The sequence below is a fragment of the Allobosea sp. GW823-FHT01F03 genome, assembly GCF_058798075.1.
The window spans coordinates 3,765,897-3,789,932 of the sequence record NZ_CM179505.1 but is presented as its reverse complement, the minus strand read 5'-3'; the positions used below and the strand labels follow the sequence as shown (position 1 = coordinate 3,789,932).

At 67.8% G+C, this 24,036-nt stretch carries 21 protein-coding genes and 1 riboswitch; of the genes, 12 read left to right on the top strand and 9 right to left on the bottom strand.

Features of this window, described 5'->3' with window-relative positions:
• Positions 1-7: 7 nt before the first annotated feature.
• The gene (locus tag AC3RCC_RS18185) at positions 8-2,272 is read right to left on the bottom strand and encodes a TonB-dependent receptor family protein (protein ID WP_492256149.1); all 2,265 of its coding nucleotides are present in this window, start codon (positions 2,270-2,272) and stop codon (positions 8-10) included.
• A gap of 354 nt (positions 2,273-2,626) precedes the next feature.
• Here AC3RCC_RS18185 and AC3RCC_RS18180 point away from each other — a divergent pair.
• Positions 2,627-3,581, top strand: a protein-coding gene (locus AC3RCC_RS18180) for an IS630 family transposase (RefSeq protein ID WP_492256148.1) whose coding sequence is annotated in 2 segments (ribosomal slippage) — positions 2,627-2,974 and positions 2,976-3,581 — 954 coding nt in all. Because the reading frame shifts where the segments join, the coding sequence is not laid out codon by codon here.
• Positions 3,582-3,764: 183 nt separating this feature from the next.
• On the opposite strand, the gene AC3RCC_RS18175 is transcribed toward AC3RCC_RS18180, so the two are convergent.
• The 3 genes from AC3RCC_RS18175 to AC3RCC_RS18165 all read right to left on the bottom strand — a co-directional run bounded on the left by AC3RCC_RS18175 (position 3,765) and on the right by AC3RCC_RS18165 (position 8,626).
• Positions 3,765-6,395 carry an AAA family ATPase gene (locus AC3RCC_RS18175; RefSeq protein WP_492256147.1) on the bottom strand — a complete coding sequence of 877 codons (2,631 nt, stop codon included), beginning with the start codon at positions 6,393-6,395 and terminating at the stop codon, positions 3,765-3,767.
• Positions 6,392-7,516 (bottom strand): metallophosphoesterase family protein, encoded by a 1,125-nt coding sequence (locus AC3RCC_RS18170; protein WP_492256146.1) that lies wholly within the window; start codon positions 7,514-7,516, stop codon positions 6,392-6,394. The genes AC3RCC_RS18175 and AC3RCC_RS18170 overlap by 4 nt, the downstream gene beginning before the upstream one ends.
• A 186-nt stretch (positions 7,517-7,702) precedes the next feature.
• The gene (locus tag AC3RCC_RS18165) at positions 7,703-8,626 is read right to left on the bottom strand and encodes an NAD(P)-dependent oxidoreductase (protein WP_492256145.1); all 924 of its coding nucleotides are present in this window, start codon (positions 8,624-8,626) and stop codon (positions 7,703-7,705) included.
• A gap of 157 nt (positions 8,627-8,783) precedes the next feature.
• On the opposite strand from AC3RCC_RS18165, the gene AC3RCC_RS18160 reads away from it, so the two are divergent.
• The 11 genes from AC3RCC_RS18160 (at position 8,784) to AC3RCC_RS18110 (ending at position 19,033) form a co-directional block, all read left to right on the top strand.
• On the top strand, positions 8,784-9,689 hold the full coding sequence (locus tag AC3RCC_RS18160; protein WP_492256144.1) for a LysR substrate-binding domain-containing protein: 906 nt from the start codon (positions 8,784-8,786) through the stop codon (positions 9,687-9,689).
• Between the two features lie 132 nt (positions 9,690-9,821).
• Positions 9,822-10,904 carry a 4-oxalomesaconate tautomerase gene (locus AC3RCC_RS18155; RefSeq protein ID WP_492256143.1) on the top strand — a complete coding sequence of 361 codons (1,083 nt, stop codon included), beginning with the start codon at positions 9,822-9,824 and terminating at the stop codon, positions 10,902-10,904.
• A 26-nt stretch (positions 10,905-10,930) separates the two neighbouring features.
• Positions 10,931-11,656, top strand: a complete 726-nt coding sequence (locus tag AC3RCC_RS18150) for a PIG-L deacetylase family protein (protein ID WP_291642014.1) — start codon at positions 10,931-10,933, stop codon at positions 11,654-11,656.
• Complete coding sequence (locus tag AC3RCC_RS18145; RefSeq protein WP_492256142.1) at positions 11,653-12,342, top strand: 4-carboxy-4-hydroxy-2-oxoadipate aldolase/oxaloacetate decarboxylase; 690 nt, start codon at positions 11,653-11,655, stop codon at positions 12,340-12,342. Before AC3RCC_RS18150 ends, AC3RCC_RS18145 begins: the two co-directional genes overlap by 4 nt.
• 55 nt (positions 12,343-12,397) lie before the next feature.
• Positions 12,398-13,573: an ABC transporter substrate-binding protein gene (locus AC3RCC_RS18140; RefSeq protein WP_492256141.1), complete on the top strand. Its 1,176-nt coding sequence runs from the start codon at positions 12,398-12,400 to the stop codon at positions 13,571-13,573.
• 34 nt (positions 13,574-13,607) lie between these two features.
• Positions 13,608-14,465, top strand: coding sequence for a branched-chain amino acid ABC transporter permease (locus AC3RCC_RS18135; RefSeq protein ID WP_492256140.1), 858 nt, complete (start codon positions 13,608-13,610; stop codon positions 14,463-14,465).
• The gene (locus AC3RCC_RS18130) at positions 14,462-15,469 is read left to right on the top strand and encodes a branched-chain amino acid ABC transporter permease (RefSeq protein ID WP_492256139.1); all 1,008 of its coding nucleotides are present in this window, start codon (positions 14,462-14,464) and stop codon (positions 15,467-15,469) included. Before AC3RCC_RS18135 ends, AC3RCC_RS18130 begins: the two co-directional genes overlap by 4 nt.
• Positions 15,466-16,218, top strand: coding sequence for an ABC transporter ATP-binding protein (locus tag AC3RCC_RS18125; protein ID WP_492256138.1), 753 nt, complete (start codon positions 15,466-15,468; stop codon positions 16,216-16,218). Before AC3RCC_RS18130 ends, AC3RCC_RS18125 begins: the two co-directional genes overlap by 4 nt.
• Positions 16,211-16,936 carry an ABC transporter ATP-binding protein gene (locus AC3RCC_RS18120; protein ID WP_492256137.1) on the top strand — a complete coding sequence of 242 codons (726 nt, stop codon included), beginning with the start codon at positions 16,211-16,213 and terminating at the stop codon, positions 16,934-16,936. Before AC3RCC_RS18125 ends, AC3RCC_RS18120 begins: the two co-directional genes overlap by 8 nt.
• A gap of 25 nt (positions 16,937-16,961) precedes the next feature.
• Complete coding sequence (locus tag AC3RCC_RS18115; protein ID WP_492256136.1) at positions 16,962-18,071, top strand: 5-methyltetrahydropteroyltriglutamate--homocysteine S-methyltransferase; 1,110 nt, start codon at positions 16,962-16,964, stop codon at positions 18,069-18,071.
• The gene (locus AC3RCC_RS18110) at positions 18,068-19,033 is read left to right on the top strand and encodes a catechol 2,3-dioxygenase (protein ID WP_492256135.1); all 966 of its coding nucleotides are present in this window, start codon (positions 18,068-18,070) and stop codon (positions 19,031-19,033) included. The genes AC3RCC_RS18115 and AC3RCC_RS18110 overlap by 4 nt, the downstream gene beginning before the upstream one ends.
• A gap of 19 nt (positions 19,034-19,052) precedes the next feature.
• On the opposite strand, the gene AC3RCC_RS18105 is transcribed toward AC3RCC_RS18110, so the two are convergent.
• From AC3RCC_RS18105 to AC3RCC_RS18085, 5 genes are all read right to left on the bottom strand, one after another.
• Complete coding sequence (locus tag AC3RCC_RS18105) at positions 19,053-19,709, bottom strand: class I SAM-dependent methyltransferase (protein WP_492256134.1); 657 nt, start codon at positions 19,707-19,709, stop codon at positions 19,053-19,055.
• A complete protein-coding gene (locus AC3RCC_RS18100) occupies positions 19,706-20,494 on the bottom strand; it encodes an ABC transporter ATP-binding protein (RefSeq protein WP_492256133.1) in 789 nt (262 codons plus the stop codon). Before AC3RCC_RS18100 ends, AC3RCC_RS18105 begins: the two co-directional genes overlap by 4 nt.
• The gene (locus AC3RCC_RS18095; protein ID WP_492256132.1) at positions 20,491-21,528 is read right to left on the bottom strand and encodes a FecCD family ABC transporter permease; all 1,038 of its coding nucleotides are present in this window, start codon (positions 21,526-21,528) and stop codon (positions 20,491-20,493) included. Before AC3RCC_RS18095 ends, AC3RCC_RS18100 begins: the two co-directional genes overlap by 4 nt.
• On the bottom strand, positions 21,525-22,541 hold the full coding sequence (locus AC3RCC_RS18090) for an ABC transporter substrate-binding protein (protein WP_492256131.1): 1,017 nt from the start codon (positions 22,539-22,541) through the stop codon (positions 21,525-21,527). The genes AC3RCC_RS18095 and AC3RCC_RS18090 overlap by 4 nt, the downstream gene beginning before the upstream one ends.
• 275 nt (positions 22,542-22,816) lie before the next feature.
• A riboswitch (cobalamin riboswitch) is annotated at positions 22,817-23,028 on the bottom strand.
• Positions 23,029-23,047: 19 nt separating this feature from the next.
• A complete protein-coding gene (locus AC3RCC_RS18085; protein WP_492256130.1) occupies positions 23,048-23,956 on the bottom strand; it encodes a LysR family transcriptional regulator in 909 nt (302 codons plus the stop codon).
• Positions 23,957-24,036: the final 80 nt, after the last annotated feature.

Here is a 24,036-nt window from a genome sequence, read left to right as displayed (position 1 = left end):
CCAAAGTTCAGAAGGTCGCCTTCAGACCGGCATAGAAGGCGCGGCCGGTTCCCGGCAGAAAGGCGGCCTGATCGATACGAGCCTGGTCGACGATCAGCGTCGAGGCGGCATAGGTCTTGTCGAAGAGATTGGTGACCTCGCCGAACATCGTGAGCCGCTCATTGAACTTGTATTCGGTGCGCAGATCGAAGAGCGCATAGGGGTCGGCATAGAGCGTGTTCATGTTGTCGACCGGGGTCTTCTCCGGATTCCAGCGCAGCGCCGCCTGCAGCATCCAGGCTTCGGTTGCCTGGTATTGCAGCGTGGCGTGGATGACGTGGCGGGGCGCGCCGCCGATGCGATTGTCGCCGCGCACGGGATCGTCGACGAAGCGGAAATCCTGATAGGTGTAGGCGAGGCGCCCGGTCAGCCGCTCGAAGATCTGCGCGCCAAGGCCGAGCTCGACGCCGAAATGCCTGGTCTTGTCGGCGTTGACCGCGCCGAGCGAGGCGCCGGTGGCATCGCGCAGGCTGAGCAGCTCCTTGTCGACCCAGGAGTAATAGACGACGCCGTCCCAGGAGAAGCTGCCATGGCGGCCGCGCCAGCCGCCCTCCAGAGTCGTCGCGGTCTGCGCCTTGAGGTCGGGCGTCGAGAAGGCGGCGGCGGCGGCCATCGGCGCTCCCGGATTCGGGCGGCCGGGGCTGCTGTTGGGTGTGCCGTTCACCGTCGCCAGCAGATCGTCATGGGTCGGCGGCTCGAAGCTGCGCGAGACCGCCGCATAGAGGATCTGGTTGGTGTCGGGGCGCCAGCTGGCGCTGAGGCTCGGACTCCAGCCGGCATAGCTGCGCGAATAGGTCGTGCTCTGCGTCGGCACCGAGCCGTTGGGCAGCAATCTATAGGGCGAGGCCGGGTTGTAGGCGTTCGTCGGACGCCGAGCGTAAGGGTAGGTGTCGCTGTTGTCGCGCGTCGCATAGGCATAGGAGAGCGCCGGAGAGACAGTGATGTTCTGCCAGACCGGGATATTGGCCCCGGCATAGAGCGAGAGCGTGCTGGCATCGAGATCGCTCTGCCCGAACAGGGCTCCCGTCACGCCGTCCTGGTTCAGATAGTTCTCGCGTTTCGCCGAGCCGACCACATATTGCGCCGTGGTCTCGAACAGCGGCAGCGCCGCGCTCTCGACCGGTTTGTAGGCATAGCGGGCGACCGCAGTGAGATCGCCGCCCTTCGTGACGCGCACGCCCGATGACATCGGGAAGCGGAACATGTCGTCGGTATAGGTATAGCCCAGGCCGAGATCGATAAGATGCGGCCCGTATTCGGCAGTGGTGCGGTTGCCGATAAAGAACTGCTTGGCTTCGCGCCGCGGCCGGTCGCGCAGCACATTCGGGCCGGGATCGACCGCCACGCCGCCGACGACGCGCGGACCGCCATGGACCTGTTTTGGATCGAGGCGCAGGCCCTGCTTGGTCAGCGGGCCCGAAACGTCGAAGCCAAGATCGGTATAGCCGACGAAAAAGCGAGTCTTGATGGTCTCGCTCAGGGCAATACCGACATTGGCGCTCGCGCTGATGCGCTGCGAGTCGTTGTAGGTGCGATAGCCGTCCGAGCGGCTGATATCGGCCTGGAGCAACCCGTCGACGCCGTCCTTGGCGAAGCCGGTCTGGCCGGAGGCATTGAACTGGCCGAAGCTGCCGCCGGAAATCTGCACCTTCGAGCCCGGTGCATTGCTGCCGGTCGGGGAAACGAAGTTCAGCGCGCCGCCGAGCACGGTCGCGCCGAGCCGGTGTGCGGTCTGGCCACGATAGACTTCGATCGACTGCGCCTGGCCGGGATTGGCCAGGCCGACGATATAGGAGCCGTCGGCCCGGTTGAGCGGCAGCCCGTCGCGCAGGACCAGGATGCCACGCTCGACCGGGTTCTGCTGCAGGCCGGAACCGCGGATCTGGATGCGCGGCTGGTCGTTGCCGCCGAAGAACTGCTGGACGACGACGCCCGGCGCGTTCTGCAGCGCCTGCGCCAGGGTCGGGTTCCCAGTTTGCGGGATGTCGTCTTCCGTCAGCAACGTCGCGCCGCCGGCCGTGGCGAAGAAGCGCTCGCGTACGAAGCTGGGAACGCCGTTGGCAGTCCCCTCGACGACGATCGTGTCGAGGCTGATCGTCGACCCTGGCGAGGCGGACTGGGCAAGGCAGGCCTGGCCGGACACCGAGGCGAGCAGCGTCGCCAGCATGAGCCGGTGCACGCAGCGAGCGCGCTTGCCAGCGACTGGGGCGGGGCCTGAGGTCTTCTCGGTCATGTCGGCTCTCGTCGGCGTGTCTCGAACGGGCGTGCAGCATCGGCCGGCGGCGCTGGCTGGCGCTCCGTTGCGGGACGGGGTAAACATGAATTTCAGATGTTTCTTTTCTGGGACAAAGGCAGCGATTTTGTCAACGGAAATTCTATCGTGAATTTATAGATTCACTCTTCGTCACTGAATTTGATCCAGCGCAAATAGATAAAAAATGTATAGATTGTAATTATTCAAATATAGATCTGAAATATGTTCTACAAAATCTGATCTTGAATTATTCTAGAGCATCGGACCTGAAATCGGAATCTGTGGGATTCCCCTGAGAGCGGCTTTGTGATTCACCGTTTTTGGAGGTGGATCATGGGTCGCAGCTATTCGGACGATCTTCGCGTGCGTGTTGCCGGCTTTGTCGAGGCTGGTCATTCGCGTCGTGGGGCGGCGCGGCACTTCGGGGTGAGCGAGAGCTTCGCGGTGAAGCTGCTTCAGCGCGCGAGCCGCCTGAAGACGCTGCGCCCTGCGCGTCAGGGACGCCCGCCCGGCAGCAGGCTGGACGCGCACGGCGCCTTCCTGGTGGCGCAGGTCGAGGCCAGGCCCGACATCACCATGCCGGAACTCGCGGCCCGGCTCATGGAAGCGGCAGGGGTGAGCGCGACGCCGGCGGTGCTGTCGCGCTTCCTGTGCCGGCTGGGCTTCACATATAAAAAAAGCGCTGATGGCGTCGGAATGCGCACGCGCTGACATCGCCGAGCAGCGCACGCTCTGGATCACGCGTCGCCAGCCGCTGATGCGGCTCGAGCCTCACCGGCTCGTCTTCATCGACGAGACCGCGATCAACACCAAGATGGTCCGGTTGCGCGGCCGCAGCCTCCGCGGCGAGAGGCTGACCGCCTCGGCGCCTTTCGGGCACTGGCGAACCCAAAGCTTCATCGCCGGCCTGCGTTGCCACGGGCTGACCGCACCATGGATCGTCGACAAAGCGATGGATCGCATCGCCTTCGACCTCTACGTCGAGACCCAGCTCGCCCCGACCCTGTCGAAGGGCGATATCGTCATCCTCGACAATCTCGCCGTCCACAAGAGCGCCCACGCGGCCCGATGCCTCGCAGACAGGGGCGCCTGGTTCCTGTTCCTGCCGCCCTACAGCCCCGACCTCAATCCTATCGAGATGGCCTTCGCAAAGCTCAAGGCCCATCTCAGGCGCTCTGCGGCTAGAACCTTCGACGCTCTCTGGCAGGCCGCCGGAGACATCTGCAACCTCGTCACCCCGGCCGAATCCAGAAACCTCTTCAGACATGCCGGATATGCATCCGATTAAACGTCCGAGGCTCTAGTATCGAAATTTATTCGTAATAATTGCTATTCAGGCGAGTTTGTTGCTAGGTAGAATCGCCGATTATCTTCAACTGCCTAGCGGCCGAGAGACAGGCGAAAGGCCGAACCTGTCAGCCGATAGACGACCGGCCGCGAGCGGCGACGTCCTCGCCGAGTGCGCGTTGCCTCATGTCTCCGGGCTCCAGGGCTTCATCCGCAGGATGTTGCCGCCGAGCTGGGAGAAGGCGCGCTGCCGGCAGGAGAAGACGATGATCTGCTGGTCGCTGGCCTGCCGGTGCAGGGCGTCGAACATCCGCTCGATGCGGTCGTCGTCGGAATAGACCAGCGCGTCGTCGAGGATGACCGGTGCCGGCTGGCCATCCTTGGCCAGCAGCCGGGCGAAGGCGAGGCGGGTAAGCACCGCGAGCTGCTCGCGCATGCCGCCGCTGAGCACGCCGACCGGCTCCTCGAGGCCATTGCGGCGGACGGTGCGCGGCAGCAGGGTGTCCTCGTCGAAGGTTACCGAGGCATCCTCGAAGAGCAGGCCGAGCAGGGGCTTCAATTCGGCCATTACCGGGCGGAAATAATGGTCGCGCGCCGTGGTGCGGGCCGCTTCCAGCGCGTCGCGCAGGCGCGAGAGCAGGGCGACCTCGCGTTCCAGCCCGGCGCGGCGCTTCTCGGCCGCTGCCAGCTTCTCGCTGGTTTCCTGCCAGGCCTCCTCGACGGCGGCATCGGCGCGGGCGCGGATCTGGCCATTGAGCTCGGCGGCATCCTCCCGCAGTTTCGCGATCTCGTTCGCGGTGGAGTCGACGATCGAGCGCATTCGCCGCAGCTTCGCCTCGGCACCGGCAAGGTCGATCGCGCTGGCGCGCAGGTTCTCGACGCGTTCCGAGGCCGCTGCCAGCTCGGCTTCCGCCAACGCGAACGCGGCTTCGAGCCCGGTGGCATGGGCGGTGCGGCCGTCCTCGGCACCGAGCAGGGCCGTGAGCCCGGTACGCTCGGAGGCGATCGTCGCGAGAGACCGCTCGGCTGCGAGGATGGCGGCGTCGGCGGCCTCGCGCTGCGGCTGGGCCTCCCGCACCGCATTGCGCGATGCGGTGACGCGGGCCTCGGCGGCTTCGAGAGCAAGGCGCGCCGCTTCCGGATCGGCCTTGACCTCGATGGCCTCGCCGCGCTGGGCCTCCAGCCGGGCGATGCTCTCCTGCAGCGCCGCCAGGCCTTGCGGTGCGAGCAGGGCAAGGCGCTGCTGGCCGAGTCGCAGCGCCGTCTCCAGTTCGCGGAGCTTGCCTTCGCGCTGACGGCCTTCCGCGAGGCTGGCGATGCCGAGCGCCTTCAACGCTTTCTGCCGCCGAGCCTCGGCCTGGGCGAGCTCTGCCTGCCCGTCCTGGCCCTGCGGCAGGGTCAGCGTGATCCTGCCGATCTCGGCGATGTCCAGGCTGGTGCTGCCGGTCACGGCCTTCTCTTCGCCATCAGCCAGCGCCGTGCCGGCGATGCTGACGGCCGCGGCGACGCCGTCGCGATAGTCGACGCGCAGCAGCGGCATCCGCGCGGCGACGACGGCGCGCAGCCCGACGAGTTCGGTTTCGAGCGCTTCGAGCTGCCGCAGACCGGCTGCGGGCAGGGCGAGCGCCCTGATCTCGGCCTCGATGGCTTCGATCGCCGCGCGCTCGGCCTCCGCGCCGGCATGGGCCTCGCGCAGGCCGGCGAGGCGCTCGGCCGCTTCGCGCGCCCGCAGGGCCTTCTCCAGCCGGGCGAGCAGGTCGCGCGCCTGCCTTTCCTCGCTTTCGGCGGCCTCGACCGCGGCAGCGGCGGCCCGGCCGAACTCCGCGGCGGCGCGCTGTCGGGCCAGGGCGTCGTCGCGCTTGCCCGTGCCCTCGCTTTCGAGGGCCTGCAATTCGGCAAGGCGTGCCAGGCTGCGCCGATAGGTCGAGAGCGCCTGGTTGGCGGCATCGCGCTGGCTGCGGGCCAGGGCGGCTTGCGCCTCGGCGGTCTTCAGCGCCTCGCCCTGGGTCTTGGCGGTGGCGAGGTCCTTCTCGGCCTGCGCCAGGGCGCTGCGCCGGGCATTTTCCTCGTCGCGATCCTCGAGTTCGTCCAGCCGGCTGCGAATGCTGCGGCGCCGGTCGAGCGCGGCGCGTAGTTCGGCGACCTCGGTCGCCAGCTTGCGCTCGGTTTCGGCGAGGCGGTCGCGTTCCTCCAAGGCGAGGGCGTAGGGGCCACCGGCCTTTGGGCGTCGCGTCGCGGTGACGAGCCGCGAGAGTTCCTCATCGCAGGCGGCGACGGCCTGCGCCATGCGCCGGCCGCCGGTCAGGGATTCGACCTCGCCCTGCACCGAGACCAGCACGGATTCGCGCGCCCGCTTCTCGCTCTCTTCCTCGCTCTTCGCCCGCCGCTCGATACCGGTGATGCCCTGGCGCACCCAGAGCAGCCCGGCGGGGCCGGTGGTGCCGCCCTGCACCAGAGCGCCGATGAAGCGTTCCGCCTCGTCGGCCTGCGCGATCAGGCGGCCGCTCGAAAGCTCGCGCACCATCGCCCGCTTGCCGCCATAGAACTGCTTGGTCAGGCGGAATGCCCCCTCGGGCGTCGCGATATCGGCCTCGACCAAGGGGCTTCCGCCGCTATAGGGCCGCAGCGCCTGCACCGCGCCGGGCGTGCCGCTATAAGGCTGGAAGAACAGGGCGTGCAGCGCGTCGAAGCAGGTCGACTTGCCGAACTCGTTGACGGCGCAGAGCACGTTGACGCCGTCGCCTATGCCCTCGACGGCGACGCCGGTGCCGGCGAAGCGTCGGACATTGTGCAGGCGCAGCGCCTTGAGCTTCATGGCTGCATCGCGTCGCAATAGGAGAACAGCCGGACCAGCGCCTCGCCTGCGATCTCGCGCTCGGCCTCCGGGCGGTTCTCGTCGTGGCTCTCGGCGAGCAGCAGCTCGGCCGCCTGGCGCAGGGCGCCGGCCCGGTCGATCGCGTCGAGATCGGTATCCTCGCAATCGGCCGCGAGCGCTTCGCTGTCGAGCTGCAGATCTGCAAACTCCGGCGCCACGGCGGCGATGCCGGCTTCGAGCGCCATCCGCGCCGCCGGGCGCAGACGGCCGGAGGCGACGACGCGCAGCAGCGTCTGGCGGCGGGCCGCTCCGGCGGGAAGCTCGGCGGCGAGCGCGGCGGCCGCATCGTCGCCCGAGAGCAGTTCCAGGAAAAGGCTGCGCCAGGCGAAGCTGCCGGTCTCGACGGGCGCGACCTCGGGCAGAGCGCCAGGGCCGGGCAGGGCGACCAGCAGCGCCCGCCCGGGCTCGTCATGCTTGAAACGGTCGGACTCGGGCGTGCCGCTGTACCAGCTGCGGGTATTGACCGCCATCTGGCCGTGCCAGTCGCCGAGCGCGAGATAGTCGAGCCCGGCGCGGGAGGCGCGGTCGGGCGCGATGATGTCGAGGCCGGAACCGTCCTCGGAGAAGCTCTGGATCGCGCCATGGGCGAGGCCGATCCGGAGCGCGCCTTCGGGCGTCGCCGCCCGGTCCATCCATTCGGTCAGGTCGCGGCCGGGGCGGCGCGTGGTGCAGGGGGCGGGGAGAAGCGCGATCCCGGGCTCCAGCAGGATCGGTCCCGGTTCCGTCGCCAGCACGACATTGGCCGGCAGGGCTGAGCGGGCGGCGGCCCATAGCTCGTCTGCGAGCAGGGAATCATGGTTGCCCGGTAGCATCACCCAGCGCAGGCCGGCATGGCCGGCCATGGCGGCGAGCGCCTGGCGCAGCATGGCCGGGCTCGGCGTCTCCGTGTCGAAGCAGTCGCCGGCCAGCAGGATCGTGCCGGCGCCCGCGGCGCGTGCCTGGGCGGCGAGCCGGTCGAGTACGGTGTGGCGGGCATCGCGCAGGCGGCCGCGCAGCTCCTCCGGCATGTTGCCGAAGCGCTTGCCGATATGCAGGTCCGATGAGTGGATGAAACGGAACATCATGCCTCTGGCCGGATGAAGTCAGCCTGCGGCGGGATTCGTCAAGGCGGCAGCTGCGCGCGTCGACGACGCCGGTCCCGTAGCGGGGCGCCGGGCACGGGCGGCCCGAATGTCTGCGCGATGGAGAGCTCTTCGACCGATCGATCTTCGATCGATTTTACAGAGGGTTGCGATCGTCGGCGGAATCTATGTCTCACCGGTCGCCAGGCCCGTCCTAGCCTCTTCGGCCGCAAGCGCGGCATCGACTGCGCCGAGAATGGCGAGGCCTTCCTCCGGTTCGAGCCACAGGCCGAGCCGGCCGAGCCGCTCCTGCTGGGCGACGACGCCCTCGGTCACGGCGGGGTCGAGCCCGAGTTCGCGCAAGGTCAGTGCGACCTCCCGCATTTCGGCGGCGCGCCGGACGCCGTGCTGCAGCATGCGGCTGACATTGTAGGGAACCTGCCGGGGCCAGTCGAAGCCGGGATAGCTCGCTCCGAGCGAGGCCAGGATCTCGTCCTGGACGCCGGCGCGGCGCGCTGCCATGAAGCATTCATAGCTCAGCGCCTCCAGCCCCTTGACCATGACGCTGCGGACCATCTTGACGGTCGTCGCCGCGCCGATCTCAGGCCCTGCCAGGGTCAGCTTCATGCCGAATGCGGCGAAGCTCTCGATGAAGCGCTGGCCGGCCTCGCCGGCGACGAGACAGGGCGTGGCATGGCGCCTGGGATGGACCGGCGCCATGATGGCAAGGTCGAGATAGGCACCGTCGCCGCTGAAAAGCGCTGCCGCCTCGCGTTTTCTGCCGGGCGAAACCGAGTTCACGTCGACGAAGAGCTGGCCGGGAGCGAGATGGCTGGCCGCCTGTCGTGCTGCCGCGACGCTCGATGCCGCGGTCACCGCCGAGAAGACGAAATCCGCTCCGGCCAATGCCTCGCCGAGGCTGGCCGCCAGACGCACGCCGAGCCGCGTCGCCGGCTCGTGGACCCGCGGTTCCCCGCCGGCGATGTCGAAGGCGGCGATCTCGGCGATGCCGGCCTCGCGCAGCCCGCCGGCGAGCGCCTGCCCCGCCTCGCCGAAGCCGATGAAGCAGAGCCGAGGCTGATTGGCGCGTGGGAGGGCGGATTGGCTCATCGTTCATGCCTTTCGGAAGACCGGCGGAGCCGGGCGGCGCTGCAGGCCGGGCCGGCGCTCAGGCTGCCGCCGCGCGCTCACGAAGACAAATTTGAACAATGGCGGGTTTGATGAAAATCTTGCATCAGAAACGGCGACGCGCAGGGAAGGGTGGGCGGTGAGGATCGACGTGCTCGGCCTGCAGGCCTTCGTCAGCATTGCCGAGCGCGGCAGCTTTCATGCTGCCGCCTCCCATCTCAACCTGTCGCAGACGGCGCTGAGCCACCGCATCCGCAAGCTGGAAGATGGGCTCGGTATCCAGCTCCTGCAGCGGACCACGCGCCAGGTTTCGCTGACCAAGGCCGGCACGGCCCTCCTGCCCAAGGCGCGCAGGGTCTTCGAGGAACTCGGCTCCTCCCTGGATGAGCTGCGGCTCGACGCCGAGGAGATCAGCGAGAGCATCGAGGTCGGTTGCCTGCCGACCATCGCGATGTGCAGCATGCCGGATGTGATCGCGGCGTTCGCGCGCCGCCATCCCGGTATCCGCGTCAGGGTGCACGACAACTCCGCTTCGGAGATCGCCGACAAGGTCCAGTCCGGCGAGGCCGAGTTCGGCATCACCATCGTCGCCGCCAATCGCTGGGACCTCGAGCTGAAGCCGGTGGTCAAGGAACCCTTCGTGCTGGTCTGCCCGCGCGACTCGCCGCTCGCGGCGGCGTCCTCGCTGAGCTGGACCCAGCTCGAGGGACTGCCGCTGGTGCGCATCAGCGCCGAGACCGGCAACCGCATCCTGATCGACGATGCGCTCGGCGCGCGCCGCGAGACGCTGGCCTGGCGCTATGAGGTGCAGCGTGTCGCGACCGCCGTGAGCTTCGTGCGCGCCGGCCTCGGCTGCACGATCCTGCCGCAGCTGGCGCTCGATCTCGCCGCCTCCGGAGAACTGGCGGCGATTCCGCTACGCTCGCCGACGGTGACGCGCACGCTCGGGATCATCACGCGCAAAGGTGTGGTGCTGAAGCCCGCCGCGCGCGAACTGCTCTCGCTGGTCGTCGACGCCCTGAAAAGGGAGCACCCGACGGGCTGAGAGAATTGCTGAGAGTTGTGCATGAAACGCTGCATTCTTGTCATTTGAATAAGCAATCATCGGCCGCCATGGTTGCAGCGACCAGAGCGCCTGATCGTCGGCGCCGGGATTCCGCTGGGAGGCCGACAGCCGATGCAGACCGCGATCCCCTGCATGCTGATCCGCGGGGGCACGTCGAAAGGCGCCTATTTCCTCAGCCAGGACCTGCCCGCGAATAGGGCCGAGCGCGATGCTCTCCTGCTCGCGGTGATGGGCTCGCCCGATAAGCGCCAGATCGACGGACTCGGCGGTGCCCATCCGCTGACCAGCAAGGTCGCCATCGTCTCGCGCTCGACCGAGCCGGACTGCGACATCGATTTCCTCTTCGCCCAGGTCGGGGTCGAGACCGCCAGCGTCGACACCACGCCGAATTGCGGCAACATCCTCGCCGGCATCGGCCCCTTCGCCCTGGCGCGCTGCCTCGTCCCGGCGACCGGCGCTACGACCACGGTGCGCGTCCGCACGCTGAACACCGGCACGGTCGCCGATCTCGTGATGCAGACCGGCGACGGGCAGGCGGGCGTCACCGGGGAGGCGCGGATCGACGGCGTGCCCGGCACCTCGGCGCCGATCGACATCAGCTTCCTCGGCACCGAAGGCTCGGTCTGCGGCGCCCTGCTGCCCACCGGCAATGCGGTCGACATCGTCGACGGCGTCGAGGCCACGCTGATCGACAACGGCATGCCGGTCATCGTGATGCGTGCTGCCGATCTCGGCCGCACCGGCCATGAGCCGCGCGAGGAGCTCGACAAGGATCTCGAGCTCAAGGCGCGCATCGAGCGCATCAGGCTGGCGGCCGGCCCATTGATGAATCTCGGCGATGTCTCCGCCAAGGTCGTGCCCAAGATCGCGCTCGTCGCGCCACCGCGTGCGGGCGGCTCGATCGCGACGCGCAGCTTCATCCCGCATGAATGCCACGCCTCGATCGGCGTCTTCGCCGCGGTCACGGTGGCGACCGCCGCGGCCTTGCCCGGCACGCCTGCCGCCTCCGTCGCTGTGATGCCTTCCGGGCGGGAGCGCTCGCTCTCGGTCGAGCATCCGACCGGCGAGTTCACCGTGCGCCTGACGGTCGGCGGTACGCCCGAGCATCCGGTGGTCGAGCGGGCCGGGCTGCTGCGCACCGCCCGGATCCTGATGGACGGCCAGGCTTTCGTGGCGCCGCGGCCGGGCTCCTGACGTTCTGAGAAGAGGATCTTCGTTCGATGCCGAGCCCGCAGAAGACAGGTCTGGTCGTCACCGCCCATCCCGGCGATTTCGTCTGGCGGGCCGGCGGCGCCATCGCGCTGCACGCCAGGCGCGGCTTCCGCGTCAAGATCCTCTGCCTGTCCTATGGCGAGCGCGGCGAGAGCCAGTTCGCCTGGAAGAAGGCCGGCGTGAAGATGGAGGAGGTCAAGGCGCAACGCCGCGACGAGGCTGAAGCCGCTGCCGCGCTTTTGGGCGCCGAGATCGAGTTCATGGACGCCGGCGACTACCCGTTGCGCACGACCGAGCCGATGCTGGAGCGCGCGATCGACATCTTCCACGAACTCAATCCGAGCTTCGTGCTGACCCACGCGCTCGAAGACCCCTATAATGTCGACCACCCGGAGGCGACACGCTTCGCCCAGGAGGCGCGCATCATCGCCCAGGCGGCCGGCCACAAGCCCGATCCGAACCGCGCCTATGCGGCGCCGCCGCTCTTCCTGTTCGAGCCGCATCAGCCCGAGCAGTGCAATTTCAAGCCGAATGTCATCCTCAATATCGACGAGGTCTGGGAGGTGAAGCGTCGGGCCTTCGAGATTTTGGCCGCCCAGAAGCATCTCTGGGAATATTACAGCCGCGTCGCGCTGAACCGCGGCATGCAGGGCGGGCGCAATTCCGGCAAGGCGATGACCTATGGCGAGGCCTATCAGCGCCTCTTCCCGGAAGCGCTGGAGACGCTGGCATGAAGCCCGTGGTCGTCAGGACGAGCAAGCGCGCCGCTGCCGCGGATATTGCCTCCCTCGCCGAACTCGGCGTCTCGACCACGCATGAGGCGATGGGGCGCAGCGGGCTGATGAAGCCCTATATGCGGCCGATCTATGCGGGCGCGCAGGTCGCCGGGAGCGCGGTCACCGTGCTGGCCCAGCCCGGCGACAACTGGATGATCCATGTCGCGATCGAGCAGGTGAAGCCCGGCGACGTCCTCGTCGTCGCCTGCACGGCCGACAACACCGACGGCATGTTCGGCGACCTGCTCGCGACCTCGCTGATGGCGCGCGGCGGCACCGGCCTCGTCATCGATGCCGGGGTGAGGGATGTGCGCGTGCTGACCCGGATGGGCTTTCCGGTCTGGTCGCGGGCGATCTCGGCCAAGGGCACGGTCAAGGCGACTCTGGGTAGCGTCAACGTGCCGGTGGTCTGCGCCGGGGCGCTGGTCAACCCTGGCGACGTCGTCGTCGCCGATGATGACGGGGTTGTCGTGGTGCCGCGGCTCGAAGCGGCTTCGGTCGCGGCGGCTGGGCGCAAGCGCGAGGCCGGCGAGGAAGAGAAGCGCAGGCGTCTGGCCTCTGGCGAACTCGGCCTCGACATGTACGCTATGCGCGAGGGCCTCGCCAAGGCGGGCCTCGTCTATCGCGACGACGAAGACGACTGAGCACAAGATCAACCCCAAAAACGGGGATCGGCCAGAACTCTCGGGGAGGAACGACATGACGCATCGCAGGACTGTTCTCAAAGGGGTGCTCGGCTTGGCGTTGGCCGCGTCGGTCAGCAGCGCGGCATTGGCGCAGGAGGCGCTGAAGATCGGCCTCATCCTGCCGATGACGGGGCCCTTCGCCTCGACCGGCCGGCAGATCGACGCGGCGGTGAAGCTCTTCCTGGCCAAGGAGGGCGCCGTCCACGGCGGGCGCAAGCTCGAAGTGATCCTCAAGGACGATGCGGGCAATGCCGACGCGACGCGCCGCCTCGCGCAGGAACTCGTCGTCAACGACAAGGTCTCGGTGCTGGCCGGCTTCGGCCTGACCCCGCTCGCCATGGCCACCGCGCAGATCGCGACGCAGGCGAAAGTGCCCCAGATCGTGATGGCGGCGGCGACCGCTACGATCACCGAGGCCTCGCCCTATATCGCGCGCACCTCCTTCACCCTGCCGCAGGCCTCCGAGCCGATGGCCGACTGGGCCTGGGCGAACGGCATCAAGAAGGTCTTCACGGTCGTCACCGATTACGGGCCGGGCATCGATGCCGAAACCTCCTTCGCCAACAAGTTCAGGGCGGCCGGCGGCACGGTCGAGAGCGTGCGCGTCCCGCTGCGCGGTCCCGACTTCGCGCCTTTCCTGCAGCGAGTCTCGGAAGCCAAGCCCGACGCGCTCTTCGTCTTCGTGCCCTCCGGCGTCGGCGCGCAGTTCATGAAGCAGTTCGTCGAGCGCGGCCTCGACAAGGCCGGCATCAAGCTGATCGGTCCCGGCGACGTGGTCGATGACGACATCCTCCAGGGCATCGGCGACGTCGCGCTCGGCGCCATCACCACGCATCATTATTCGGCTGCGCATGACAGCCCGGCCAACAAGGCCTTCGTCGAGGCCTTCCAGAAGGCCAATCCCGGTATGCGGCCGAACTTCATGGCGGTCGGCGGCTATGACGGCATGGCGCTGATCGCCAAGGCGCTGGAGGCGACCAAGGGCGACGCGAATGGCGACAAGCTGATCGCGGCGATGAAGGGCGCTTCCTGGGAGAGCGTGCGCGGGCCGGTGAAGATCGACCCGGACACCCGCGACATCGTCCAGAACATCTATGTCCGCAAGACCGAGAAGGTCGGCTCCGAGCTCCAGAATGTCGAGTTCGCGACGATCAAGGACGTCAAGGACCCGGTGAAGGCCCGCAAGTGACGGCAGCGGGCCAGGCCCGGGCGGAACGAAACGCATGCTGACCATCCTGTTCGACGGCATCGCCTATGGGATGGTGCTTTTCGTCCTCGGCTGCGGGCTCTCCGTGACGATGGGGTTGATGAACTTCGTCAACCTCGCCCACGGCGCCTTCGCCATGCTCGGCGGCTATGTCGCCGTGCTGGCGATGCAGCGGCTCGGCCTGCCTTTCCTGGCGAGCCTGCCGCTCGCCTTCCTGTCCGCGGCCCTGGTCGGGATCGTGCTCGAGCGCCTGATCTACCGGCCGATGTACGCCAAGAGCCATCTCGACCAGGTGATGTTCTCGATCGGCCTCGTCTTCATGGCCGTCGCCGGCACCGATTGGCTGATGGGCTCGACCCAGCAGTTCATCCGCCTGCCGGCCTGGCTGCAGGGACGCTTCGAGATCGCCGGCATCGGCATCGGCCGTTACCGGCTCTTCGTCATCGCGATCTGCGGACTGCTCGCGGTCTCCCTGCAATGGGGTTTCACCCATACCCGCTTCGGCAGCCGCCTGCGCGCGGCGGTGGACGATGCACGGGTCGCGCGCGGGCTCGGCATCCCGGTCAACCGGCTCTTCGCGCTGACCTTCGCTCTCGGCTGTGGGCTCGCCGGTCTCGGGGGTGCGCTCGGCGTCGAGCTCATGGGGCTCGACCCGACCTTTCCGCTGAAGTTCATGATCTACTTCCTGATCGTCGTCACGGTCGGCGGCACCTCCAGCATCACCGGCCCGTTCTTCGCCGCGATGCTGCTCGGCGTTGCCGATGTCGTCGGCAAGTACCTCGTGCCGCAGGTCGGCGCCTTCATCATCTATGCGCTGATGGTCGGGCTCCTGATCACCCGGCCGCACGGGCTGTTCGCGAGGGCGCGGGCATGAGCGCCGAGAGCTTCGAAGCCAGGGTCAGGCAGGCGCTCTATGCCGGCCGCCGCTGGCATCCGGTCGAGATCGGCTTCTGGCTCCTCGCCTTTGCGGCCTTTCTGCTGTTCCCGCGCCATCTGCTGCTGCTCAACGAGATCACGATCCTCGCCCTGTTCGCGCTCTCGCTCGACCTGATCCTCGGCTATGCCGGCATCGTCTCGCTGGGCCATGCCGCCTTCCTCGGCATGGGCGCGTATGCGGCCGGAATCTTCGCCAAATACGTGACCGGCGATCCGCTGGCGGGCCTTTTCGTGGGGATGGCGGCGGCCGGGCTGCTCGGCCTGCTCACCAGCCCGCTGGTCCTGCGTGGCAGCGATCTCACCCGGCTGATGGTGACGCTCGGCGTCGCGCTGATCCTCTACGAACTGGCCAACTCCTTCGGTTCATTGACCGGCGGCGCCGACGGGCTGCAAGGCGTGATGATGAAGCCGGTGCTCGGCCAGTTCGAGTTCGATATCTTCGGCCGCACCGCCTATCTCTATTCGCTCAGCGTCCTCTTCCTGCTGTTCCTGATCGCGCGGCGCGTGGTGCATTCGCCCTTCGGGCTTTCCTTGCGCGCGGTCCGCGACAATCCGCTGCGCGCCTCGGCCTCGGGCGTCCCGAACGGGCGGCGCCTCGCCGCGGCTTACACCCTGGCTGCGGCCTATGCCGGGGCGGCCGGGGCGCTGCTCGCCCAGACCACCCAGTTCGTCTCGCTCGACGTGCTCGACTTCCATCGCTCGGCCGATCTGATGTTGGTGCTGATCATCGGCGGCGCCGGCTATCTCTATGGCGGCCTCGTCGGCGCGATCGCCTTCAAGCTGCTGCAGGACGCGATTTCGAGCTTCACCCCGCAATACTGGATGTTCTGGATCGGGCTCTTCCTCGTGCTGTTCGTGCTCGGCGGCCGCGAGATCATCCATGGCGCGGTGAAGACGGTGGCTGGCTGGTTCGCCCGTCTCGGGCGGGGAGGGGCGCGATGAGCGTCGCTCTCCAGACCTTCGACCTGTGCAAAAATTTCGGCGGGATCACCGCGACGGACCATGTCGATTTCACGCTCGAGAAGGGGGCGCGCCACGCTCTGATCGGCCCGAACGGTGCCGGCAAGACCACTTTCGTCAACCAGCTCACCGGCGTGCTCAAGCCGAGTTCCGGGCGCATCGCGCTGCTGGGGGAGGATATCACCAGGCTGCCGCGCGAGGCGCGGGTCAAGCGCGGCCTCGCCCGCACTTTCCAGATCAACCAGCTCTTCGCGTCGATGACGCCGCTGGAGATGATCGCGCTCGTCACCTCCGAGCGGCTCGGCCGCGGCAGCCGGCCTTTCCGTGCGCTCGATCTCGATGCGGAACTGGTCGGGCAGACCGCAGAGATCCTGACCCGCTTCAGGCTCGATGATATGATGGATCGCACCATCGCGACGCTGCCCTATGGCAAGCAGCGCCAGATCGAGATCGCCGCCGCCTTCGCCGCGCGGCCCACGGTCCTGCTGCTCGACGAGCCGGCGGCCGGCGTGCCGGAAGCCGAACGGCGCGAACTGATGCAGACGGTCGCCGAGCTTCCGGACGATGTCTCGGTGCTGCTGATAGAGCACGACATGGACCTCGTCTTCCGCTTCGCGACGCGCATCACCGTGCTGGTCAACGGGCGCGTGCTGGCGGAAGGGACGCCGGAGGAGATGGCGCGCGATCCGGCCGTGCGGGCGGCTTATCTGGGTGAGAGCGCCCATGTCTGACGCAGCATCGACTGAACTCCTGAGGATCGAGAAGCTGAGCGCCGGCTATGGCGAGGCGCAGGTGCTGTTCGACATCGACCTCAGCCTCGCCGAAGGGCATTCGCTCGCACTGCTCGGCCGCAACGGCGTCGGCAAGACGACCTTGGTCAACAGCATCATCGGCGTGACGCGACGCCGCGGCGGGCGGATCGTGCTGGCCGGGCGGGACCTCTCCACCGCCTCGCCCGAGCAGCGGGCCCATGCCGGCATCGGCTGGGTGCCGCAGGAGCGCAACATCTTCAAATCGCTGACGGTTCTGGAGAACCTGACGGCGGTGGCGCTGCCGGGGCCGTGGGATGCTGCCCGCGTCTTTGGCCTGTTCCCGCGCCTGGCGGAGCGCAAGGTCAATCTCGGCAACCAGCTTTCCGGCGGCGAGCAGCAGATGCTGGCGATCGGCCGGGCCCTGATGCTCAATCCGAAGCTCCTGCTGCTCGACGAGCCGACCGAGGGTCTCGCCCCGATCATCGTCGATGAACTGCTCAAGGCGCTGAAGGCCCTGTTCCGCGAGGAGGGGCTCTCCGCCATCGTGATCGAGCAGCATGCGCGAAAAATCCTCGAATTGACCGACGACGCCATCGTGCTCGAACGCGGGCGCGTGGTTCTGGCCGAGCGCAGTGCCACGCTCATCGCCGAGCCTGAGCGCCTCGAACATCATCTCGGCCTCGCCGCCGCAGCATGACCATCAAGAACCGGGAGGAAACGTCATGACTCAGAGGAAGAAGCCGCCTTTCCGGGGCGACATGGTCGGAAGCCTGCTGCGCAGCGCGCCGGTCAAGGACGCCCGCGCCAGGCATGCGGCCGGCGAGATCAGCCAGGCCGATCTCACCGCGATCGAGGACGAGGAGATCAGGAAGCTCGTCAGGAAGCAGGAGGAGATCGGCCTGCAGGCGGTCACGGACGGCGAGTATCGCCGCGCCTTCTGGCATTTCGACTTCCTCGACGGCTTGACCGGCGTGACGACCTACGAGACCGATGCGGGGATCCAGTTCAAGGGCGTCGCGACCAAGGGGCACGGCATCCGCGTCACCGGCAAGCTCGACTTCCCGGCCGACCATCCGCATCTGGCCCACTTCAAGTTCCTTGCGTCGGTGACCAGCCGCGTGCCGAAGATGACGATTCCGAGCCCGTCCATGCTGCACTACCGCGGCGGGCGGAAGGCGATCGACCCGAGCGCCTATCTCAGGATGGAGGATTACTACGACGATCTCGGCAAGGCCTACGCCAAGGCGATCAAGGCCTTCTACGACGCCGGCTGCCGCTACCTCCAGCTCGACGACACCAGCCTGTCCTATTTCTGCGATCCCGAGCAGCGCAAGATGCTGGCCGAGCGCGGCGACGATCCGGACAGGCTGATCTTCATCTACCGCGACGTGCTCAACGCCGCGCTCAAGGCCAAGCCGGCCGACATGCAGATCACCACCCACACCTGCCGCGGCAACTTCAAGTCGACCTTCATCGCTTCGGGCGGCTATGAGCCGGTGGCCGACATGGTCTTCAACCAGATCGACGTCGACGGCTATTTCATGGAGTGGGACGACGACCGCTCCGGCGGCTTCGAGCCGCTGCGCTTCCTGCCGAGGGGCGACAAGCAGGTCGTGCTCGGCCTCGTCACCTCGAAGTTCGGGGAGATCGAGAGCAAGGACAATCTCAAGCGCCGCATCGAGGAAGCCTCGAAATACGCTCCGCTGGAGCAGCTCTGTCTGTCGCCGCAATGCGGCTTCGCCTCCACCGAGGAGGGCAATGTCCTGGCCGAGGATGAGCAATGGGCCAAGCTCTCGCGCATCCTCGAAGTCGCCAGGGAGGTCTGGGGATGAGTGGCGAACCCTGCTTCGACATCGCCCATCTCGCCCATGTCGAGCTCTTGACCGACAAGCCGGCCGAGAGCCTCGATTTCTTCGTCAATGTCTACGGGCTGACCGAGAGCGGGCGCGAGGGTGACAGTGTCTTCCTGCGCGCCTGGGACGATTACGAGTTCCATACGCTGAAGCTCACGGCGGCGAAGACCACCGGCATCGGTCATGTCGCCTACCGCGCCACCAGCGCGCAGGCCCTGCAGCGCCGCGTCGAGGCGATCGAGGCGATGGGTTGCGGTATCGGCTGGGTCGATGGCGATCTCGGCCATGGCCGGGCCTATCGCTTCCGCGACCCGGACGATCATGTCTTCGAGATCTATTTCGACACCAACAAATATGCCGCCCCGCCGCATGAGCGCCCGGCGCTGAAGAACCAGCCGCAGCGCAATCACGGCCGCGGCTGCGCGGTCCGCCGGCTCGACCATCTCAACCTGCTCGCCCGCGACGTCGCGGCGATCCGCGACTTCCTGCCGAAGGCGCTGGGCAGCCGCGTCACCGAGCAGATCGTGCTCGATTCAGGCGAGGTCGGCGGCTGCTGGTTCACCGTCAACAACAAGAGCTACGACATCGCCTATACCCGCGACCATACCGGCAGCCTGGGACGTTTCCACCACGTCACCTATGCCGTCGACCAGCGCGAGCATGTACTGGAGGCCGCCGACATCTTCCTCGAGAACGGCGTCTACATCGAGACAGGCCCGCACAAGCACGCGGTGCAGCAGACCTTCTTCCTCTATGTCTACGAACCTGCCGGCAACCGCGTCGAGATCGCCAATGCCGGCGCGCGCCTGATCCTCGATCCGGACTGGCAGACCGTGACCTGGACGGAGGAGGAGCGGAAGAAGGGCCAGGCCTGGGGGCTGAAGACCATCGAGAGCTTCCACACCCACGGCACGCCGCCGGTGCCGGCAGCGGGCCACTGAGGGAAGGGGCGCGGCGCTTTCAGGCCCGGACGGCCGAGAGCACGAACATCGGCACGTCGCCCGGATAGGGCGAGGCCGGGAACAGGTGCTGCCAGGAGATGGCCGGTCCGAAACCGGCCTCGTCCAGCATCTGCCGCGCCTTGTCCTCGGTCAGCCCGTCATGCAGCGGCAGGCGGGCGGCAATGTCGGCCGGATAGGTCGACCGGTATTGCGGCGCGACTGACCAGAGCCCATCCGAGATCAAGACCCGCCCGCCCGGGCGCAGGATGTCGCGAGCCTTGCGCAGCGCCGCCATCGGCTGCTCCAGCGTCCACAGCACATTGCGCAGCGTCACGATATCGGCCGAGCCCGGCGCGATGCCGGCGTCCTGCAGCGTCTCGGCGATGAACTCGACGGCGAGGCCCTGTGCCTCCGCGGCGGCCCGCGCCACGGCGAGCATGCCTTCCGCCCCGTCATAGGCGCGCACGCGATGGCCGAGCGAGGCCGCGACCAGCGCGCAGGCGCCCGTGCCGGTGCCGAGATCGACGATGTCGAGCGGCTGCTTTGCGGCGAAGGCTGCTTCCAGGACCTCCTGCCAGATTGCGGACTGGGCGACATGCGAGGCTACGCCGTCGAATTTCGGCGCGCGCGCAGTCCAGTAACCGGTCACGGCATGTTGCACGTCGGAAGCGGTCATGGTGCGGCCTCTCCATAGCAGTCGGGATCGACGAGGTATTCGATATGGCGCCGGCCGGAAGCGGTGGCGCCGATCCTGACTGCGACGCCGAAGACCCGCCGGATCGTCTCCTCGGTCAGTACCGTCTCGGGCGTGCCGGAGGCGACCAGCCCGCCTTCGTGCAGGAGCGCGATCTCGTCGCAGAACAGGGCCGCGAGGTTGAGATCGTGCAGGGCGACGATGCAGGTCACGCCGAGCCGGCGGACCAGGGTCAGGATCGAGAGCTGGTGCTGGATGTCGAGATGATTGGTCGGCTCGTCGAGGATGAGCTCGCTCGGCGTCTGCGCCAAGGCGCGCGCGATATGCACGCGCTGGCGCTCGCCGCCCGAGAGCGTGTGCCAGTGCTGCTCGTGCCGCTCGCTCATGCCGACGCGCGCCAGCGCCGCGTCGACTGCCTGCTCGTCGGCCGCGCTCCAGGAGGCGAGGACGCCGCGATGCGGGGTGCGGCCCAGGCGGACGACATCGCAGACCGAAAGCTGGATTTCGGTCGTCGCCTGCTGCTCGACGAAGGCGAGCCGGCGGGCGAGCTCGCGCCGCGATACCTGCCCGATATCGCGGCCATCGAGCTCGACCACGCCGGACGAGACATTGCGCAGCCGGCAGAGCAGCCGCAGCAGGCTCGACTTGCCGGAGCCGTTCGGCCCGATCAGGCCGAGGATCTTGCCGGGCGCCGCTTCGAGCGTCACGCCGCCGACGATCATCCGTCCGGAGGTGCCCCAGGAAACGTCACGTGCCGAAAGCGTCATGCCGGCCGCCTGGCGCGATAGAGGATGATGGCGAAGGCCGGCGCGCCGACCAGGGCGGTGACGACGCCGATCGGCAGGATCTGCTGCGGCACCAGGATGCGCGAGAGGATGTCGGCGAGGATCATGAAGATCGCGCCGATGACGAGGCAGACCGGCAGCAGCCGGGCATGGCCGGGGCCGACCAGGAAGCGGGCCGCGTGCGGGATGACGAGGCCGACGAAGCCGATCGTGCCGACGATGCTGACCATGGTCGCGGTCATCACCGCGGTCACCGCGAAGAGGACGATGCGCACGCGCGTTACCGCGACGCCGAGCGAGGCGGCGGCGTCCGCGCCGAAGGCGAAGGCGTCGAGCGCCTTGGCGTGCAGCATGCAGATCGCGAAGCCAGCGAGCGCGACCGGCGTCGCGACGAAGACGTCCGGCCAGCGCACACCGCCGAAATTGCCGAGCAGCCAGAACATCACGCCGCGCGCCTGCTCGGCGCTGGCGAGCGTCGTGACGATCGTCGCCGTCGCGGCGTTGAAGAGTTGCGATCCGGCGACCCCGGCGAGGATGACGCGGTCGCTCGCCCCGCCGGCGCCGGCGGCAAGCAGCGCGACGATCAGCAGGGCCGCGACCGAGCCGAGAAAGGCGCCGCCGGAGACGGTGAGCGCCGCCCCGCCGAAGCCGAGGATCATTACCGCAACCGCGCCGGTCGAGGCGCCGGCCGAGATGCCGAGAATATAGGGCTCGGCCAGAGGGTTGCGCAGCAGCGCCTGCAGGATAGCGCCCGACAGCGCCAGTGCCCCGCCGCACAGCCCCGCCAGCAGCGCCCGGCTCAGCCGGTAGTCGAAGATCACGCCCTGCTGGATGGCACTGACCGGGTAGCCCAGATCAAACAAGCCGTTGCCGAGCGCCTGGAAGGCGGTCGGCAACGGAATCCGCATCTCTCCGATCGTCACCGCAAGCGCGATGGCGAAGACCAGCGCGGCCAGCGCTGCGAACGCGATGCCGATCCGCGCCGGCCAGTTCGGCTGGACGGGGTGGTGGCTCACCGCGCCAGGCCGAAGCGCTCGATGCCGCGTGCCAGCGCCTCGATGCCGTCGACGGTGTCGAGCCCGGCGCGCGTCGCGCCGACATCCATCACCACGATCCTGTCCTGCTTGACGGCATCGAGCTTGCTCGCCACCGGGTCGGTCTTGAGGAAGTTGAGCTTGAGATCGATATCGTCGGCGGGGAAGCGCCGACGATCCATCTTGACGACGACGATCACGGCGGGGTTCGCGGCGGCGATGCTCTCCCAGCCGACCAGCGGCCATTCCTCATTGGTGGTGATGACGTTGCGGGCGCCGAGCTTCGACAGGATATAGGCCGGCACGCCGTTCTTGCCTGCGATGAAGGCGTCGCCCTTGATGTCCTTGCTGGAGAACCAGACGGCGACGGGCACGTCCCGTGCCTTCAGTCCGGCGACCGACTGCACCGCCTTCTCCTCGCGCGCTTTCAGCTCGGCGACCAGGGCCTCGGCACGGTCGGAAACGTCGAAGATCTGGCCGAATTCGCGGATGTTCTGGTAGACCAGTTCCATGCCGAACATCTTGGTCCGCACGCCGTCGCCGGGGCCGGAATTGTCCTTGCCGACGCAATCGGTCGGCGAGACATAGGTCGGTACCTTGACCTTGGCGAACTGGTCGCGCTTCCCGACGATGCCGTTCGGCCCGATATGCCATTCGAACATCGCGGTGACGAGATCGGGTTCCTGGGCGACGACCGCCTCGAAGCTCGGATCATTGTCGGCGAGCCGCTTCACCTTGGCATTCACGGCTTCATAGGGCTTGGCGACCGGGCTGAACCAGACGGAGGTGCCGACGACGCGGTCGCCCAGGCCGAGCGCATAGAGGATCTCGGTCTGCGTCTGGCCGACGGCGACCACACGCTTTGGCGCCTGGCTGAAGGTGACGGTCTCCCTGCAGTTCTCCAGCGTCAGCGGGTACCGCGTCGGTGCCGCCTGTGCGGCCGTGGCGAGACACAGGCCGGCGGCCAGGGCGAGCGGGAGGCGGAAGGCGCGCATGGGACCCTTCGAAGGCAGGAGAGAGCGGACGGCGCCGGGGAGTGAGCCCGCCGGGTGTGGCGTGGGTTGATATGTAATGTTATAACAAAACTGATAGAGGTCTGCGCCGTGGCCTGTCAAGCTGGCGCGGGAAAAGGCGCCGGCGGCGCTGTTGGAGATGGGCATCTGGATTCATCGCTCCCCGAGATGAAGGCGGGAAGCAGGCGATTGCGACGGAGCGGCGGGATCCTCGTCCCGCGCCTGCCAGCAACCCTCCGGAGCACCCCGCCCGAAAGACCTTTCCGACGATCAGGGCAGGTCTCCTGGCTCGCGGGTCGATGCTGGTTCCGCCCGGCCTTCCCGGCGCGCGAGCGCCAGTGGACGATGGGTGGAGAGCTCGCCGCTTACAGTTGCGGGGGCAGCCTCGGCCTCGGCGCGGTGCGCCTCACCGAATTCCCTCTTAGCTCCAGGGCGTGACGCCTGGAGAACCATGATCGGCTGCGACCATAGATCGGCGCGAAGCGGCGTCAAGCGGTCGGAAGCTGCGGGCCGGACGCCGTCTGCATCAGGTTGCCGCAGAGCTGGCGAAGCGTCACGACATAAGGGTTGCGGGCGAGGAAGCTCGCTTCGCCGAAATAGATCGGGATCTCCGGCAGCTCGGCGATTTCGAGTCCGGCGATGCTGGTCTCGTTGCCGTCGAGGCACCAGGCCGGGATGATCGCGAAGCCGATCCCTGCCTCGACGCAGCGCTTCACGCTCGAGCTGCCGGAGGTCGAGATCGCGATCTCCATCTCCGAGCCGTCCGGGCGCAGATAGTCGATGGCGAGGTTGCGCAGCAGCTGGCCGGGCTCATAGGTCACGAAGGGGCGCCCCTGCGCCCATTCCCGGATCGCGCCCGGCGCCGGCGCCGCGCCCCAGGCGGTGGGGAAGACCAGCGCCGGCCGATAGGTGCAGACCAGATGCTGCGGCACGTTCGGGTCACCGAAATAGCGTTCGGTGATGCACAGATCGAGGCTGCCATCCTTGATCATCTCGGGCAGGGAGGTGTCGCGCTCATAGGCGAGGATTTCGACCTGCGGGAAGAGCTCGCGGAAGCGCGCCAGGATCGGCGGCAGCAGATAGTAGAAGATCGCCTGCGGCAGGCCGATGCGCAGCACCGGCCGCTCCTTGTCGAGCGTGCGGTCGAGCCTCGCCAGCACCGTGTCGAGCTCCGGCAGCAGCAGCTTGTAGAGGCTGCGCCCGCGCGGCGTCAGCGTCACCGTCTTGGCGCCCTGCTCGGAGAGGACGAGGCGCTCCTCGAGCACCTGTTCGAGCCGGCGGACATGGTTGGCGGCCGACTGGTAGCTCATCCCCAGCTTGCGCGCCGCTGCCGAATAGGAGCCGTCGCGTGCGACGATGAAGAAGGTCTGGATCAGCGTCAGATTGGCTTCGCGCATGGTTCGTTCCGCGGCGGGGAGCCTCACTCTTAGCCATAGGCGGTGACCTTCCGCCACTTTCAAACAATGGCGCAAGTCGC

Bases quoted from the DNA above. Each gene is read 5' to 3' on its own strand.
- AC3RCC_RS18140 (WP_492256141.1), top strand. From the start codon at position 12,398: ATGACGCATCGCAGGACTGTTCTCAAAGGGGTGCTCGGCTTGGCGTTG.
- AC3RCC_RS18110 (WP_492256135.1), top strand. From the start codon at position 18,068: ATGAGTGGCGAACCCTGCTTCGACATCGCCCATCTCGCCCATGTCGAG.
- AC3RCC_RS18145 (WP_492256142.1), top strand. From the start codon at position 11,653: ATGAAGCCCGTGGTCGTCAGGACGAGCAAGCGCGCCGCTGCCGCGGAT.
- AC3RCC_RS18175 (WP_492256147.1), bottom strand. From the start codon at position 6,395: ATGAAGCTCAAGGCGCTGCGCCTGCACAATGTCCGACGCTTCGCCGGC.
- AC3RCC_RS18085 (WP_492256130.1), bottom strand. From the start codon at position 23,956: ATGCGCGAAGCCAATCTGACGCTGATCCAGACCTTCTTCATCGTCGCA.
- AC3RCC_RS18120 (WP_492256137.1), top strand. From the start codon at position 16,211: ATGTCTGACGCAGCATCGACTGAACTCCTGAGGATCGAGAAGCTGAGC.
- AC3RCC_RS18150 (WP_291642014.1), top strand. From the start codon at position 10,931: ATGCCGAGCCCGCAGAAGACAGGTCTGGTCGTCACCGCCCATCCCGGC.
- AC3RCC_RS18115 (WP_492256136.1), top strand. From the start codon at position 16,962: ATGACTCAGAGGAAGAAGCCGCCTTTCCGGGGCGACATGGTCGGAAGC.
- AC3RCC_RS18125 (WP_492256138.1), top strand. From the start codon at position 15,466: ATGAGCGTCGCTCTCCAGACCTTCGACCTGTGCAAAAATTTCGGCGGG.
- AC3RCC_RS18185 (WP_492256149.1), bottom strand. From the start codon at position 2,272: ATGACCGAGAAGACCTCAGGCCCCGCCCCAGTCGCTGGCAAGCGCGCT.
- AC3RCC_RS18135 (WP_492256140.1), top strand. From the start codon at position 13,608: ATGCTGACCATCCTGTTCGACGGCATCGCCTATGGGATGGTGCTTTTC.
- AC3RCC_RS18090 (WP_492256131.1), bottom strand. From the start codon at position 22,541: ATGCGCGCCTTCCGCCTCCCGCTCGCCCTGGCCGCCGGCCTGTGTCTC.
- AC3RCC_RS18100 (WP_492256133.1), bottom strand. From the start codon at position 20,494: ATGACGCTTTCGGCACGTGACGTTTCCTGGGGCACCTCCGGACGGATG.
- AC3RCC_RS18165 (WP_492256145.1), bottom strand. From the start codon at position 8,626: ATGAGCCAATCCGCCCTCCCACGCGCCAATCAGCCTCGGCTCTGCTTC.
- AC3RCC_RS18105 (WP_492256134.1), bottom strand. From the start codon at position 19,709: ATGACCGCTTCCGACGTGCAACATGCCGTGACCGGTTACTGGACTGCG.
- AC3RCC_RS18155 (WP_492256143.1), top strand. From the start codon at position 9,822: ATGCAGACCGCGATCCCCTGCATGCTGATCCGCGGGGGCACGTCGAAA.
- AC3RCC_RS18170 (WP_492256146.1), bottom strand. From the start codon at position 7,516: ATGTTCCGTTTCATCCACTCATCGGACCTGCATATCGGCAAGCGCTTC.
- AC3RCC_RS18130 (WP_492256139.1), top strand. From the start codon at position 14,462: ATGAGCGCCGAGAGCTTCGAAGCCAGGGTCAGGCAGGCGCTCTATGCC.